Genomic DNA, 14,228 nt, shown 5'->3' with positions numbered 1-14,228 from the left:
CAATCTTAATTGACTATAAGTTAGGTGGAATTATTGAAAATAATTTCCTTTTTTACTTTTTATAATGATAATCTTTGTCTTGAGAGACATCCTTCACCAAAGGTGTCGATAGCGATGCCAATCCAACGTTACCTGGAACACGATAACTAATTCTAGCCGCTAAATAAGCACCATCTGCTTTCATGATTCGATAATCTGGGATTAATCCTGATGTTTCAGATTCTCCAGTTGAAACATTTTCTATGTATATACTGACATCTAATCCAACAAAGAAATCTTGTATACTTCCTGCCGTTACTGTTATTTTTTGAATTTGACCATCTTCTTTAAAACTTCCATCATTGTATAAATTTTGTTCTGTTATGTATGCATCTTTTGCAATTTCAAAGTAATCTTGAGATGTTGTTTTAAATTTAAAAATAGATTGTGTTGATTCAAAGTTTTCTAAAGTTGGATCTTCTTGAATGATTTGCTGCATCTTTTCTACAAGACGAACTGCTTCTTCTCGCATTTCATTATCTATATTTGCTTGTACTTGGGAATCTTCTTTATATGTTGTACAAAATAATTCTACAGGTGTTTTATCATCTAAAGAAACAATTGTAATATGTCCATTTTTTTGAATCAGATAATTTTCATCAAGTGTGCAATCTTCATTGAGGACAATGACATATTGAGCTTTTGAACCTTTATATAAAGTAATCGCAATGGTTCCATTTTGTTCAATTTCCTGTGGTGCAAAAACAATTTCTTGTTCTTGATCATGAATTATGATTGAACCATTTTCTACATCAATTGTATAGTTTTTATCTCCTCGATTAAATGTTTGCCAATTGCCATACATACTTCCAATAACATTGTAATAAGAAATTCCATTCCCTCTTTCACCATAAGTCGCAACATATGTTTTTTCCTGTCCATCATTATCACGATAAGTCACAAGATTACAATCACCTGTCAGCCACTTAGTATCAATATCTAAATCTTTATTTGCTGACATTTCATTTGATTTTTTTCCAAAGCATAAAAATGTATAATGATAATCTTGTAGTTTTCCGGTTTCTTTATTTTGTTTTAAAACTAACTGTGATGTAAAACGAGGGGACAATGAATATATGGTTTGATAATTTGTGAATGTATTTCCAATTATGAATGTACCTATGATAAGGATTAGTCCTGAGATAAATGAGATCATAATATTTTTTCTATTTAATTTTATTTTACAAATAAGCACTATTAATATTGTTAATACAATCATAGACATCACAAATGTCACTTCTAATGCATCAAAAATATATTCAAAACCAATTCTTTTTAAAACCTCTTGATATCCTAATTCTAAACACCCCAATTGTACAATAGCAACAATCATCACAAGGACTATCCACCATTTATATCTTTCATGTTTAGAAACGATTTGCTGCTTAGTACATTGTATATAATCTTGTATCAATAAATAGTCTTTCATATCTATAAAAAGTTTTTGTTTTCCGACCCTTAAAACAGCAAAAGAATCTCCCAAAATCACTTGATAAATATCTTGATAAAAATATTTACTTTCTTCATGATTGCCTGTATATAAGATACCGTATCGATCATAAACATATCTGGCATCAATGTCATGAAATAATGCACATTGTATTTTTATAAAAATGAATGGTAATAAAAGAATAATAAGCCCTATACCAGATAATACAAATCCTAATATATCCATATGATTTCCAATATAACGATGCATTGAATAAACTGCAAAACCACCTGTCAACAAAAGACTTCCAAAAACAATATCTATCATTACAAGAATTCTCTTTTGATAATAAAGATAATAAATAAATTGTTTATATAATGATTTATCAATATGAAACATTTGATATTGTTTTTCTTCTTTCAATGATAGTTCCTGATTATCCTCACCTTCCAACAATTCATCCACTGTAACATTTAATGCCTTCGCAAGATCTTTTAATATTGAAATATCAGGAACTCCTACACCAGTTTCCCATTTAGAAATGGCTTTATTTGTAATCATAAGGATATCTGCTAACTCTTGTTGTGTCATACCCTTTTGTTTTCTCTTATAGGCTATATATTTACCTATTTTCACACTATCCATACGCTTTTCCTCCTACTTCACTGTTATTATACAAATTGCCTTTGATAAGACAACATACATCTCGTTGATTGTTTCTACGTTACGTAGATATACTGTTTTTAACGAAAAAATGAGGTCTAACCCTCATTTATATCGTTTTTGTTATCTTCTTCAGCTTGTATTTTTCTATAATTCTTTAACATAGACTTCATACTCATTTTTGTTTTTAACTTTGCACTCACAATCACATCTTCACCAAAATGACGAGTTGGTTTTATTCCTTCTTTTAATTTTTCATCAAAAGAACCAAATAAGACTTCAACATGTTCATTATCATATTCTTTTATCTCTGCTGAAATCACTTTATGATATGTTTGACTCAGATATTCCATAACAAACTTCTGTGGATAAAGACATTCTAAAACTCTATATTTAGCAACATTAAGTTTTGTTTGATTTCTTTTCATAGGTAATTTTTTTGTAAATGAAAAACCTGGAACTATTTTTTCATCTGCTAATTCTTTTTCTTTAATACTGGTATACTGATTTTTAAAATCTTGAATGACTGCATTATAAAATTCTTCTTGTGAACATTTTAAAACTAATTTTTCTTTTTTCATTGGTTTCTCCCTTGACTTCAACAGCTCTATCTTTTACATATATTATAAGATATCAATAGATTTTAATCAATTGAAGTTGAAAAGAAAAAACAGGAGAATCCTGTTTTAAAGTTTACTTATAAATCAATATTTTCACCAATAGTTGCAACCATTACTGCTTTTATTGTATGCATTCTATTTTCAGCTTCATCAAAAACAACTGATTGTTCTGATCTAAAGACTTCATCTTCAACTTCTCTAATATCAATTCCTTGTTGAGATTTTGATAATGCAACTTCTGTTTCAAAATCATGATATGAAGGTAAACAATGCATAAATAAAGTAGACTCTTTACCTGTTTTATTCATCATTGCTTTTGTAACTTTATAAGGAGATAACATTTCTACTCTAGGTTTATATAAACTTTCATCTTCTCCCATACTTACCCAGATATCCGTATAGATGACATCAGCATCTTGAACTGCTTTATCAACATTATCTAAAACTTCAAGTTTACCACCTGATTTTTCTGCTTCTTTTTGACAATAAGCTAAAACCTCTGGATCAATTTGTAATTCTTTTGGTCCTAAACAAACAAAATGCATTCCCATCTTTGCAGCACCATACATTAAACCATAACAAACATTGTTTCTAATATCACCTGTAAATACAAATTTTACTTGATTTAGTGGCTTATCTAAATGTTCTTCAATAGTCATAAAATCAGCTAATGTTTGTGTAGGATGATCAACATCAGTTAAACCATTCCAAACGGGAACACCTGAATATTTCATTAAATCTTCAACTGTTTCTTGCTTAAATCCTCTAAATTCAATACCATCATACATTCTTCCTAATACTTTGGCAGTATCTTCAATAGATTCTTTCTTACCCATTTGTGAATTGCTTAAAAAAGTCACATGTCCACCTTCGTCTAATGCTGCCACTTCAAAAGCACAACGTGTACGCGTAGATGTTTTTTCAAATAACAAAACAATGTTTTTTCCTTCTAATGTTTTTCCAATTCTTCCAGCTTTTTTTGCTTTCTTTAATTGATGTGCTAAATCTAATAAATATCTTATTTCTTCCTGAGAATAATCTTTAAGTGTTAAAAAACTTCTATTCTTTAAATTAACCATATATTGCTCTCCTTATCTTTTGAACATTGTGCCAATACCATCCTTAGAAAGCATTTCAATTAATATTGAATGAGGAATTCTCCCATCAATAATAAATGCTTTCTTAACTTTTTGACGAATAGCTCTCACACAACAATCAACTTTAGGAATCATCCCACCACTAATAATTCCTTTATCAATTAAACTATTCACTTCATAGACATGAACAAATGGAATCAATGAACTCTCATCATCTTTATCTGCTAATAAACCAGGTATATCACTGACAAGAATCATATTCTCTGCTCCAAGTGCTCCAGCAATCTCTGCTGCTGCAGTATCTGCATTAATATTATAGGTATGACCTTCTTCATCTGTTCCAACACTTGCAATGACTGGAATATAGCCTTTATCTAGTAAATCAAAAATGATATGAGGATTAATCTTATCAACATCCCCTACATATCCTAAATCATCTTCACACTCATGTTTTTTAGCAACAATCAGTTGATTATCAATACCACTAATTCCAACTGCATTACCACCCTTTTGCATAATCAGTTTCACAAGATCTTTATTGGTTTTTCCAGCCAACACCATTTGGACTACATCGATTGTTTCATCATCTGTATATCTTAAACCATTGATAAATTGTGATTCTTTATTCATTTTCTTGAGTGTTCCATTAATTTCCGGACCACCACCATGAACAAGAATGACTTTTACACCAATTTCAGATAATAAAACAACATCCTCTATAACATTCATCTTTAATTTGTCATTAATCATTGCATTTCCGCCATATTTAATCACAACAATTTTATTATTATATTTTTGAATATAAGGTAAAGCCTGAGATAAAATCTCAGCCTTTACAATTGAATTTTTATCCATATATAAACCCCTCTAAGTTCTATAATCTCCATTGATCTTAACATAATCATATGTTAAGTCACAGCCCCATGCTGTTGCTTGATAAGTTCCATCATTTAAATCAATGATAATTTCGATTTCATCCTCACTCAATATCTTTAATGCTTCATCTTCATCAAAAGGATATCCTCTACCATTTTGGCAAACACAAATGCTTCCAGCCTGGCTTTTTAATGCAACTGCAATTTTATCTACATCATAATCAGCACCACAGTACCCAATAGCACATAAGATACGTCCCCAATTTGCATCTTTTCCAAACATAGCCGCTTTGAATAAAGAACTTGTAATCACTGATTTAGCTACAATCTTTGCATCTTTGATGCTACAAGCCTGATGAACATGACAAGTTAACAATTTCGTTGCTCCTTCACCATCTTTGGCTATACCTTTAGATAAACATGTACAAATATACATTAATGCTTCTTTGAATATTTCATAAGATTCATCTTTATCAATAATTTGATTATTACAAGCCAATCCATTCGCCATAACACTTAACATATCATTGGTTGATGTATCACCATCTACACTTACCATATTAAATGTGTCATCAACAACTTCATGAATCACTTCATTAAGCATTTCTTTAGAAATAGCAACATCCGTTGTAACAAATGCTAACATTGTTGCCATATTTGGATGAATCATTCCACTACCTTTAGCAATGGCACCAATATGACATGTTTTCCCATCTAATTCAAATTCAACAGCATACTCTTTTTTCACTGTATCAGTTGTCATTATTCCTTCACAGGCATCGCTGCTTCCATTCGTATTTAAAGCAGCCACTAGCTCATCCATATGCAACTGGAATGGTTGAATATCAAGAGGTTGTCCAATGACACCTGTAGATGCTACTATAATATCATTTTCATTCATATCAAGTGCTTTTGCACATATTGCACAAACTTCATTAGCAATCTCTTCCCCATTAGGATTACATGTATTGGCATTCCCACTATTACATATGATTGCTTTTGCTTCACCATTTAATAGATGCTGTTTCGTAACCGCAATCGGTGCTCCTTTGACTTTATTTAAAGTATAAGTACTTGCCGCATGACACATTACATCACTAACAATCAATGCCAAATCTTTTTTTGATTTATTCTTTCTAATACCACAATGTATGCCTGTCGCCTTAAAGCCTAAGGGAGCACATACACCACCAGTTATTTCTTTCATATTCTTTCCCCTTAGAAAGATGGTGGAACCATCTTTAATCCTTTCGTTTCTTCTAGACCATACATAATATTCATATTCTGAATAGCTTGTCCAGCTGCACCTTTGACCATATTATCAATAGTAGAAACAACAATAACCTGATGTTTTCTTTGATCATAATGTAAAGATATATCACAATAATTAGAATATTTTACAAATTTCAAATCAGCAGTTTTACCAACAGGTAAGACTCTCACAAAATATTCATCATCATAAACATCATGATATTTTTGAACAACCATATCAAAAGTAACTTCTTCTTTTAATGGAACAACAATTGTAGAAACAATCCCACGATTAACAGGTAATAAATGTGGTATAAATGTCACATGGATATCTTGGCAAGCCATCTTAGATAATTCTTGTTCAATTTCTGGTGTATGACGATGGGTTGCTAGTTTATAAGGATGAAATGATTCATTGCATCTTGGAAAATGGGTATCTTCAGTTAAACTTTTACCCGCTCCTGTTGTTCCTGATTTACTATCAATAATCAAATCATTATTTTTATGAAAATGATTTTTTAATAACGGATATAATCCTAAAGTAATAGATGTTGGATAACATCCTGGATTTCCGATTAGTGATGCTTGTTTAATCTGTTCACGATTGACTTCACTTAAACCATAAACTTGTTTTTGATGAAGTGCTGGTTCATGATAATCTAAGTTATACCATTGTTGATAATCTTTTTCTTCATCTAATCTAAAGTCTGCCCCTAAATCAATAAATTTTTTATGATTTTCATCACAATACTTAGCATACTTTTCACTTAATCCATGTGGTAATGATGCAAAAATCATATCAGCTTTCTTTAAAACATCTTCATCAGATTCACATAACATATCACATATTCCATAAAATGAAGGATATAAATCAGAAATTGGCTTTCCAATATAACTTCTGGCACCAATCGCAACAATTTCTACCTCATCATGATTTAATAATAATCTTAAAAGTTCCACACCAGCATAACCACTCACCCCAATGATTCCTGCTTTAATCATAATGTCTTCACCTTCTTTTGCATTTTCTCAATAGATTTTTGTACAGCCACAGGTGATGGTCCACCATCAACCTTTCTATTCATAACACATGTATCTAAAGAAATTGCATCATAAATAGATTCCTCAAAAGTTGTATCAAATTGTTGATAAACATCTAATGGTAATGTTTCTAAAACAAAATCATGTTCAATACAATAAGCAACCAATTGACCCGTTGTCTTATAAGCATCTCTAAACGCTTTTCCATGTTTCACTAAATAATCAGCACAATCCGTTGCATTAATGAAACCTTTAGCTGCAAATTCTCTCATTTTATCTTTGTTAACTTTCATTGTTTTTAACATATCTGTAAAAACTGGTAAACAAAGTTTGACAGTATCAATCGCATCAAAGAGGGCTTCTTTATCTTCTTGCATATCTTTATTATAAGCAAGTGGTAATCCTTTCATCATTGTCAATAATGTTGAAACATCGCCAATGACTCTTGCACTTTTCCCTCTAACAAGTTCAGCAATATCAGGATTTTTCTTTTGTGGCATAATACTTGATCCTGTAGCATAAGCATCATCTAATTCAACATATTTAAATTCCCATGAACACCATAGAATCATTTCTTCACTAAATCTTGATAAATGCATCATAATTGTTGCCAAAGCAGAAGCAAATTCAATTGCATAATCTCTATCACTGACACCATCTAATGAATTATCAGTAATACCATCCATATCTAAAAGTGTCGCTACATACATTCTATCAATTGGATAAGTTGTTGTTGCAAGGGCTCCTGAACCTAGTGGTGAAACATTCATTCTTTCATAACAATCTTCTATTCTTGTAATATCACGATAAAACATCTCAGCATAAGCCATCAAATGATGAGCAAATGTTATGGGCTGTGCACGTTGTAAATGGGTATATCCACACATGATTGTCTCTAAATGCTGGGAAGCCTGCTCAATAATCACATTGATTAAATTGATCAGCATATCTTTGATTTCTTTCATTTCATCACGTGTATATAAACGTAAATCTAAAGCCACCTGATCATTTCTTGATCTGGCAGTGTGTAATTTTTTTCCACTGACTGGATATTTCTTTGTCAGTTCACTTTCAATAAACATATGAATATCTTCAGCCGTAGGATCAAACAATAACTCTCCTGTTTCAATTTCATGAAGTATTTCATTTAATCCTGTTAAGATTTCATTTAAACTCTCTTCATCAATGATGTGTTGTTGAGCTAACATCTTAGCATGTGCCTTACTACCCATAATATCATGCTTATACATTCTTGCATCAAATGATAATGATGAATTAAATGCATTCACATTTTCATTGATTTCTTTTGTAAATCTACCTGCCCATAACGCCATAATTTTCACCCCTATTTATTTCTTTTTTGATCTAATAAAGCTTTTACTTTAATTGGTAAACCATATAAATTAATGAATCCTTGTGAATCCATTTGATTATAATCTTCATCTTCTCCAAATGATGCTGTTTGTTCACTATATAATGTATCAGGAGAACTCATACCAGCATTCGTAATATTTCCTTTATATAATTTTAATTTAATTTCACCATTAACTGTTTTTTGTGTTTCATCAATAAATGCTAATAAAGCCTTTGTAAGTGGTGTATACCACTGTCCATTATATAAAATATCAGCTAATTTCAATGAAACTTGTTGTTTAAAATGTTGAGTTTCTTTATCTAATGTAATTTCCTCTAAATCAGCATGAGCTTTATAAAGAATTGTTCCTCCCGGTGTTTCATAAACTCCTCTTGATTTCATTCCAACCAATCTATTTTCAACCATATCAATAATACCAATACCATTTTTTCCACCAAGTTCATTTAATTTTAAAATCAAATCAACACCATTCATTTTTTCTCCATTTAATGCAACTGGTTCACCTTTTTCAAATGTTAATGTGATATATGTTGGTGTATCAGGTGCTTTTTCTGGTGTTACACCCATTTCTAAAATCTTATCATACATAGGTTCATTTTGTGGATCTTCTAAATCTAATCCTTCATGAGATAAATGCCATAAGTTTTTATCTTTTGAATAATTTGTTTCTTTATTAATTTTGAGCGGAATATTTCTCTTTTGGGCATATTCGATTTCATCTTCTCTACTCTTTAATTCCCATGTTCTCCAAGGTGCAATGATATCCATTTCTGGTGCAAAAGCTTTGATTGTAAGTTCAAATCTAACTTGGTCATTTCCTTTTCCTGTACAACCGTGACAAATCGCATCTGCACCTTCAGCAATTGCTATATCTACTAACTTTTTAGCAATAATTGGTCTTGCTAGTGATGTTCCAAGTAAATATTTTCCTTCATACATTGCATTTGCTTTCACTGCTGGGAAAATAAAATCATTGACAAATTCTTCTTTACAATCTGCACAATAATATTTAGAAGCTCCAGTTGCTAAAGCTTTGGCTTCTAATCCTTCTAATTCATCAGCTTGACCAACATCTCCAGCTACAGCAATGACTTCACAACCATAATTTTCTTTTAACCAAGCAATAATAATTGATGTATCTAATCCCCCAGAATATGCTAATACGACTTTTTTATATTGTTTCTTTTCCATAATATTTTTCTCCTCTTTCTTATTTATTTTATTTGATGTTTTTTTATGAATTTAATCTCCCTAATCGCCGCATTTCAATCACCCTTTCTATAAAACAAAAACGTCTCTGGAAAATCCAGAGACGTATATATACGCGGTACCACTCTCGTTGTCAGAATAATCTAACCACTCTTGCCTTTAACGCAGGTGACGTTCCATTATACTTGTGTTCCAATGGACTCTCATGGGCGCGGTTCATTCATTTCCACTTAGTAACCTTCCACTCTATGTTACCTCGCTTGAAGCGTTCAATAAATTACTCTTCCCAATCAACGATTTCATTTTTAACTTGCGTTTATCATACAGTGATACCTATTTTTTGTCAATACTTTTTCTTTCATTTTTTGAAAAAAGCAAAATATTTTATTGTTTTTTATTAAAACCATAATTTTATTGATAAACATTTATAATATTCAATTCTTTTAATTCTGTTCCCTTCGCTATCATATTCAATTCAATTCCCTGATTATATTTCTCCTGATAAGGAAAATCAAAGTTATTCTTTAATCCAAAAACAATTCTAAAAGAAAGACTCGTGTCTTGATATTGACTATTCACTAAAAAATGAAGTGTTCCTTTGACATCAGGATGAAATGGGTTGATATAGGTTTTAAGACTTTGTGTTGTATAAGATTGCAAATAATCATTTGTAATATTGTTCGTTAATTGAGATTCATAATTTCTACCAGTATGATCACAGATATAATTTTTTGTTATTTGATTCGTTAACATGTAACCTTGATATTGATAATAACAAATTGTATCAAGCATATATGTATACTTTGGTAATTGTAACCAAGTATACTGTATGTTATGTTCAAAACTATCATTGTCTTCTCTTTGTGTAATTGAATACCTTATTTTTAACTTCATATCATCAAATGTATATGTTTCTTCTTTCAAGTTTTTAACTGTTTCTTCACCTTCGTCATAATAACTTTGAGTTATCTGATATTGTAAAGAGGTTGTTGTAATAAAACTTAAAGGAATACATATAGCAATACATAAGATATAAATAATTGAAATGCGAAGTAAACTGATTTTGTTAATAAATAAAGGAATCTTTTCATGAATCTCTTGTTTTATACTTGAAATGACATACATTAAAAATCCAAATGATATAATAGCAATCAATAGACAAAGATAAACAAGTTGATTCTGACAGATATTTCCTAACATAAGACTTGCCTGTAACAGAATATATGTTTTGATTAACTGACTCATTAAATCCTTATCATTGACAAATGGTTTCAATCCCAAATAAACAAAATAAAACATCAGATAAGTAATTGCGGTTGCAAAAACATAAATAGATTTCACATTTTGATAAAATGGTGTTGCTATGATCATTAGTGAAATCAGGTGAATAATTATACTCATCCATGATAATCGATAAGCTATTTTCAGATCATAATTTCCTTCTTGAACCATTCTTAAACCTAAAAAGATAAATAAAATTCCAATACATGATGTTATATATTTTAACCAACCAAAATCAATTTGAATTGTTGTTAAAATAAGTCCTACCTGTACATAAGTTAACATCTTTAAAATAGGATTGAACGATTGATTTTTTTGAGGATAACCTAAATCACTCATTATATCCCTCCTTGTCTCTTATATTTATCATAACATAGTTTTTCTTAAATTCATCTCTATTGTTTCATTATTCATCACATTATGCTTTTTTTTGCATATTGTATAAGAGGAATTGAATGTTAACATGCTTATTCATACAGCCATCAGCACAGCACTCATATACTCCTCTTCCCATATATCTGAGTTCGTGAAAACATTTCAATTCCTTTATTATATCCATTAAAGAGTTCTACATATTAAAATAATAAGCTAGAGAAAATAATCTCTAGCCTAATCTTCTAAAAATAATTGTTTAATCTTTGCTTTTTTCTCAGGTGTTACATCCAAATACTTTTCTAAATAGTTTGGTATTGTACCTGCTAATTTGATCATTTCATCAATCGCTGCATCAAAATAGATTTCCTTTGTTTGCATAAGTCCAGATAAATAATCTAATACAAACGGATTATCTGTATATTGACGATACTCAGCCATTCTTTTTTCATTTCTTTCACACATACATTTTTTAGTGAGCATATAGTCTTCTTTCACTTTATCTAAACTGACATCTAGGATAAATAATGTTATCATAGCGCCAAAACCAGTTCTATCTTTTCCACCTTTACAATGATGTAATAATGGCAGATTGTCTTCATTAGTCAAAAGATTAATAAAAGCAGTATATTGCTTATTGGCATATGGACTATTCACTAACTCTCGCATTTGTTCACTCATTTCATCAGTACGAGCTTGTAATCTTGCTCTGCCTTCTTTTGTGCTTGCTTCTTTTATCAGTGTATCAATTTTCACTTTATCATCGACAATATTTCCACTTGCAAGATTAGCAACTTCTGCGTTTGGCGATAAATGAATTTCTTTGACACCTGCTATTTTGATATCAGGTGCTTTCTCAATTTCTTGTTTTCCTCTGAAATCAACAATTGTTTTTAATCCTAATTCTTCAAGATATTCCACATCATGATTGGTTATTTTATTCAATGCGTCAGAACGAATCATACGATTATATCGTACATATTTTCCCTCTTCATTCATGATTCCACCCATATCACGAGTATTAAATGTTCCCTCTAATGTAATGATTTTTGTCATGAAACAGTTTCCTCTTTTGCTTGTGATTCATTAAGTGCTTCTTCAGCACATTTACGTTTATCTAACACTTTGAAGAATGGTAAATAGAGAATAAAGATAGCAATCATTTGGATCAATTGTACAACTGCCCCTTGCCATCCGGCAGCTAAGAACCCACCAATAAGTGGAGGTGCAACCCATGGAACAGCAATACTCACAATTGACATAAATCCTATTTTTATCGCAAAATAAGCAATTAACAATGAAATAACTGGAGCAAGTGACATTGGAATTAAGATAATTGGATTGAAAACCATTGGAATCCCAAACTTCATTGGTTCACTAATTCCAAACAAACCTGGAACAACAGCAATTTTACCTACTGCCTTTAATTGTTTTGATTTTGCCATAAAGGCTAACATGGCTGATAAAACACAATGTCTTGGTCCTTTAAAAGCTTCTAAAAAATAAGAATTAACCGCATTTGTAGCTGGTAATCCAGCAGCTACATTAGATGCATTTTCAATGGCTCCTGGCATAAACAAAGTATTATTCGCAGCACTTGTGACATTGCTTCCATGAATACCAAAGAACCAGAAGAACTCACCTAATAATGCTAATAAAACCATTGCCCAAATTGAATTACCTAAACCTTCCAATGGTGCTTGTAAAACGGCATATACTGCGGAATGCACATCACCATAAGATGTCATTGAGAAGACTGCTCCAATAGCAATAAAGATAGTTGCTACACCAATAGCTGGTATTAAGGATTCAAATGATGCTGTAATAGCTGGTGGGACACTTGAAGGCATTTTAATCTTTGGTCCTTTTTCAGCTAACAAATAGAACAAATATGTTGCTAATAAAGCAACGATAATCCCAACGAACATACCTCTTGAACCTAAATATGTTGTTGTAAATACTTTTGCGGCCTTTTCCCCAATCATTGCATCAGTCATTGGTGTCACAATAAAGAATGACACAACTGAAACCAATACTGCATTGAGTTGATTGACTTTTAATAATCTCGCCATATCATATGCTAATGAAACAACAAGATAAATTGTAATAATATCATTTGTCATTTTAGATCCAATTGTAATAATTGAACCAATTCCTGAACTTTCTAAAAATGCTAGCCATGGATCAATTGGTAAACTAATCAATAAAGTCACTATTGATCCAATCATGATAACTGGTAAAAGTCTTGCCATTCCAGAAGCAATTGTTTTAACAATTAAATTACCTGAAAACTTACTTACTGCTTTACTTAATTTTTGTGCAAACGTTCCTTTCATAATTATCCTCTCCCTTATTCAACTTTTTCTAAAACCTCATTTAATACTTTTTCCCCATTCATCATTCCATAATCCATCATGTCAATTGTGAAAACTGGCATATCTAGATCTGAAGATAAATCTTCTAATTTATGGGCAATTTGTGGTGCTAACAATAGAACATCTGAATCTAACTGTTCAAAAATATTATCTTCCCCTACAGCTAATATTTCGATGTCTAAATTCTTAGCGGCGGCTGCCTCTTTCATTCTCTGCACTAACATACTTGTAGAAAACCCACCAGAACAAGCTAACAAAATTTTCTTAATCATAACTTTTCCTCCATTTTCTTATTTAATTCTTCTGCATAAGCGACCATTTCCTCTACCATATCTCTAATAGCCATAGCTGTCATCAAGTGATCTTGCGCATGTACCATTAATAAACTCACTTCCTGTTTCTTACCAGATATTTCTTTTTGAATGAGTTTTGTTTGAACATCATGAGCCAACACCATAGATTGACTCACTTGTTTTAATAAGTCCTTTGCTTTTTCAAATTCTCCTTTTCTTGCCGACTTTAAAGCCAATAGACACTTAGAACGTGCATCCCCAGCATTTAATATAATTGTCATAACTTCTTCTTCCATCATATGTACTCC

General features: G+C 31.0%; 13 protein-coding genes and 1 other annotated feature. All 13 genes read right to left on the bottom strand.

Annotation, left to right across the window (positions count from 1 at the left end):
• Positions 1-52 precede the first annotated feature (52 nt).
• The 13 genes from BN1865_RS10620 to BN1865_RS10560 all read right to left on the bottom strand — a co-directional run bounded on the left by BN1865_RS10620 (position 53) and on the right by BN1865_RS10560 (position 14,216).
• The gene (locus BN1865_RS10620; RefSeq protein ID WP_050637226.1) at positions 53-2,113 is read right to left on the bottom strand and encodes a helix-turn-helix domain-containing protein; all 2,061 of its coding nucleotides are present in this window, start codon (positions 2,111-2,113) and stop codon (positions 53-55) included.
• A gap of 116 nt (positions 2,114-2,229) precedes the next feature.
• Positions 2,230-2,712, bottom strand: coding sequence for a DUF3284 domain-containing protein (locus tag BN1865_RS10615; RefSeq protein ID WP_050637225.1), 483 nt, complete (start codon positions 2,710-2,712; stop codon positions 2,230-2,232).
• Positions 2,713-2,828: 116 nt separating this feature from the next.
• Complete coding sequence (gene argF / locus BN1865_RS10610; RefSeq protein WP_050637224.1) at positions 2,829-3,830, bottom strand: ornithine carbamoyltransferase; 1,002 nt, start codon at positions 3,828-3,830, stop codon at positions 2,829-2,831.
• 12 nt (positions 3,831-3,842) lie between these two features.
• The gene (gene argB, locus BN1865_RS10605; protein ID WP_050637223.1) at positions 3,843-4,703 is read right to left on the bottom strand and encodes an acetylglutamate kinase; all 861 of its coding nucleotides are present in this window, start codon (positions 4,701-4,703) and stop codon (positions 3,843-3,845) included.
• Between the two features lie 12 nt (positions 4,704-4,715).
• Positions 4,716-5,930, bottom strand: a complete 1,215-nt coding sequence (argJ, locus tag BN1865_RS10600; protein WP_050637222.1) for a bifunctional glutamate N-acetyltransferase/amino-acid acetyltransferase ArgJ — start codon at positions 5,928-5,930, stop codon at positions 4,716-4,718.
• Positions 5,931-5,941: 11 nt separating this feature from the next.
• Complete coding sequence (gene argC / locus BN1865_RS10595) at positions 5,942-6,976, bottom strand: N-acetyl-gamma-glutamyl-phosphate reductase (RefSeq protein WP_050637221.1); 1,035 nt, start codon at positions 6,974-6,976, stop codon at positions 5,942-5,944.
• Complete coding sequence (argH, locus tag BN1865_RS10590) at positions 6,973-8,349, bottom strand: argininosuccinate lyase (RefSeq protein ID WP_198527274.1); 1,377 nt, start codon at positions 8,347-8,349, stop codon at positions 6,973-6,975. Before argH ends, argC begins: the two co-directional genes overlap by 4 nt.
• An 11-nt stretch (positions 8,350-8,360) precedes the next feature.
• Positions 8,361-9,581, bottom strand: a complete 1,221-nt coding sequence (locus tag BN1865_RS10585; RefSeq protein WP_050637220.1) for an argininosuccinate synthase — start codon at positions 9,579-9,581, stop codon at positions 8,361-8,363.
• A gap of 114 nt (positions 9,582-9,695) precedes the next feature.
• Positions 9,696-9,902: a binding site (T-box leader), on the bottom strand.
• Positions 9,903-10,010: 108 nt separating this feature from the next.
• On the bottom strand, positions 10,011-11,219 hold the full coding sequence (locus tag BN1865_RS10580) for a hypothetical protein (RefSeq protein WP_050637219.1): 1,209 nt from the start codon (positions 11,217-11,219) through the stop codon (positions 10,011-10,013).
• A gap of 270 nt (positions 11,220-11,489) precedes the next feature.
• Entirely contained in the window at positions 11,490-12,308 is an 819-nt protein-coding gene (locus BN1865_RS10575; protein ID WP_050637218.1) for a tyrosine-protein phosphatase, read from the bottom strand.
• The gene (locus BN1865_RS10570; RefSeq protein WP_050637217.1) at positions 12,305-13,588 is read right to left on the bottom strand and encodes a PTS sugar transporter subunit IIC; all 1,284 of its coding nucleotides are present in this window, start codon (positions 13,586-13,588) and stop codon (positions 12,305-12,307) included. The genes BN1865_RS10575 and BN1865_RS10570 overlap by 4 nt, the downstream gene beginning before the upstream one ends.
• Before the next feature lie 14 nt (positions 13,589-13,602).
• Complete coding sequence (locus BN1865_RS10565) at positions 13,603-13,899, bottom strand: PTS sugar transporter subunit IIB (protein WP_082189973.1); 297 nt, start codon at positions 13,897-13,899, stop codon at positions 13,603-13,605.
• A complete protein-coding gene (locus BN1865_RS10560; RefSeq protein WP_050637216.1) occupies positions 13,896-14,216 on the bottom strand; it encodes a PTS lactose/cellobiose transporter subunit IIA in 321 nt (106 codons plus the stop codon). Before BN1865_RS10560 ends, BN1865_RS10565 begins: the two co-directional genes overlap by 4 nt.
• Between the last annotated feature and the right edge of the window lie 12 nt (positions 14,217-14,228).

The sequence above is a fragment of the Candidatus Stoquefichus sp. SB1 genome (assembly GCF_001244545.1).
In the GTDB taxonomy this organism is placed as follows: Bacteria; Bacillota_I; Bacilli_A; order Erysipelotrichales; family Coprobacillaceae; genus Stoquefichus.
The sequence above is the reverse complement of the archived record's forward strand: the minus strand, read 5'-3'. Positions and strand labels throughout refer to the sequence as shown.

Coding starts and splice junctions, on each gene's coding strand:
- BN1865_RS10575 (WP_050637218.1), bottom strand. CDS start 12,308: ATGACAAAAATCATTACATTAGAGGGAACATTTAATACTCGTGATATG.
- BN1865_RS10620 (WP_050637226.1), bottom strand. CDS start 2,113: ATGGATAGTGTGAAAATAGGTAAATATATAGCCTATAAGAGAAAACAA.
- BN1865_RS10560 (WP_050637216.1), bottom strand. CDS start 14,216: ATGGAAGAAGAAGTTATGACAATTATATTAAATGCTGGGGATGCACGT.
- argH (WP_198527274.1), bottom strand. CDS start 8,349: ATGGCGTTATGGGCAGGTAGATTTACAAAAGAAATCAATGAAAATGTG.
- BN1865_RS10615 (WP_050637225.1), bottom strand. CDS start 2,712: ATGAAAAAAGAAAAATTAGTTTTAAAATGTTCACAAGAAGAATTTTAT.
- argF (WP_050637224.1), bottom strand. CDS start 3,830: ATGGTTAATTTAAAGAATAGAAGTTTTTTAACACTTAAAGATTATTCT.
- BN1865_RS10565 (WP_082189973.1), bottom strand. CDS start 13,899: ATGATTAAGAAAATTTTGTTAGCTTGTTCTGGTGGGTTTTCTACAAGT.
- BN1865_RS10570 (WP_050637217.1), bottom strand. CDS start 13,588: ATGAAAGGAACGTTTGCACAAAAATTAAGTAAAGCAGTAAGTAAGTTT.
- argC (WP_050637221.1), bottom strand. CDS start 6,976: ATGATTAAAGCAGGAATCATTGGGGTGAGTGGTTATGCTGGTGTGGAA.
- BN1865_RS10580 (WP_050637219.1), bottom strand. CDS start 11,219: ATGAGTGATTTAGGTTATCCTCAAAAAAATCAATCGTTCAATCCTATT.
- argJ (WP_050637222.1), bottom strand. CDS start 5,930: ATGAAAGAAATAACTGGTGGTGTATGTGCTCCCTTAGGCTTTAAGGCG.
- BN1865_RS10585 (WP_050637220.1), bottom strand. CDS start 9,581: ATGGAAAAGAAACAATATAAAAAAGTCGTATTAGCATATTCTGGGGGA.
- argB (WP_050637223.1), bottom strand. CDS start 4,703: ATGGATAAAAATTCAATTGTAAAGGCTGAGATTTTATCTCAGGCTTTA.